Below are 1237 nucleotides of genomic sequence, written 5' to 3'. Positions count from 1 at the left end.
TGACCTGATATACTAAAGTTGTAACACTCGGTGATAGTTTGGTAAAATCAATCTATCGGAGGATGTTACACATGACAAAACATTATGAGCCTGAGCTCAAACAAGAAATCATCCGCCTCTATCTGGAAGAGGGCCGAACGATGAAAAGCCTTACTGAGGAATACAATCTCGGCAAGGGTACCTTTAGATATTGGCTGAAGAACTCCCGCAAAGAATGCGACAAAAATATGAATGGAGCGTCAGAAGAACTTGGTCGTCTACGAAAACAGAATGCAGAACTTTTAAAGGAGAATCAGTTCCTAAAAAAAGCGGCAGCATTCTTTGCGAAGGAAATCGAGTAGCTCAATATCAATTCATCCAGAAATATCATAAGAAGTTCGGTGTGCGCTGGCTGCTTCGAAAATTTTCGATGAGTCCCAATGCTTACTACAACTACCTGAAGGACCGCAAAAAAGAATGTTGGAAACGTACCTGCAGGATTCAAAAACGTATTATCACTATCTACCATCGGGAAGATGGCGTTCCTGGCTATCGCCAAATGCAGTCATATCTAGCTCAGGAAGGGATTCGGATCAGTCCGTTGACCTGTCATCATTATATGAATGGAATGGGGCTGAAATCCATTGTACGTCGCAGGCGGCCTGATTATGTAAAAGGCACTGCCCACAAGGTATTTGCGAATATTTTAAATCGAGAATTCTCTGTGCAAAAGCCGAATCTTATATGGGCAACAGATTTCACTTACCTTCCGTTGACGGATGGAACCATGCATTATAACTGCACGATTATCGACCTGTATGACCGTTCTGCCGTAGCTACACTGAACGGTGCATCAATCACTGCGGATCTTGCCGTAAGAACGCTTCAAAAGGCGTTAAAACGTCATAGGCCTTCTAGAGGATTGATTCTTCATAGCGACCAGGGATCCCAGTTTACCTCGAAAGAATTCACCGATGTCTGCGTGAAGAACCACGTGCAGCAAAGCATGAGTCGAGCTGGCTGTCCTTACGACAATGCTCCCATGGAACGTTTCTACAACACATTGAAAAATGAGTACTTTAATTTGCGGAAATTCAAGACGGTGGAACAGCTTGCCCATGGTATCTACCAATTTATTTATGGAAAATACAATCGCAAGCGTCCACATTCCTATAATAATGGTTTGACTCCTCACGCTGCCAGGATGGCTGCATAAAAGTTTATCACCAAGTGTTACAATTTTGCTTGACCACTACAA

The 1237-nt window shown here is 43.1% G+C and carries 1 protein-coding gene; it reads left to right on the top strand.

The genetic code is table 11. The annotated features are described in order from the left end of the window. Positions 1–62 precede the first annotated feature (62 nt). Positions 63–1195 (top strand): IS3 family transposase gene (locus tag HNR32_RS13740; RefSeq protein WP_183863628.1). Its coding sequence is split into 2 segments (ribosomal slippage): positions 63–315 and positions 315–1195, totalling 1134 coding nucleotides; the frame shifts between segments, so codons are not numbered across the junction. Positions 1196–1237: the final 42 nt, after the last annotated feature.

It is taken from the genome of Pectinatus brassicae (assembly GCF_014201835.1).
GTDB classification, from domain to species: Bacteria; Bacillota; Negativicutes; order Selenomonadales; family Selenomonadaceae; genus Pectinatus; species Pectinatus brassicae.
Note: the sequence above shows the minus strand (reverse complement) of the source record. Positions and strands in the feature narration are given on the sequence as shown.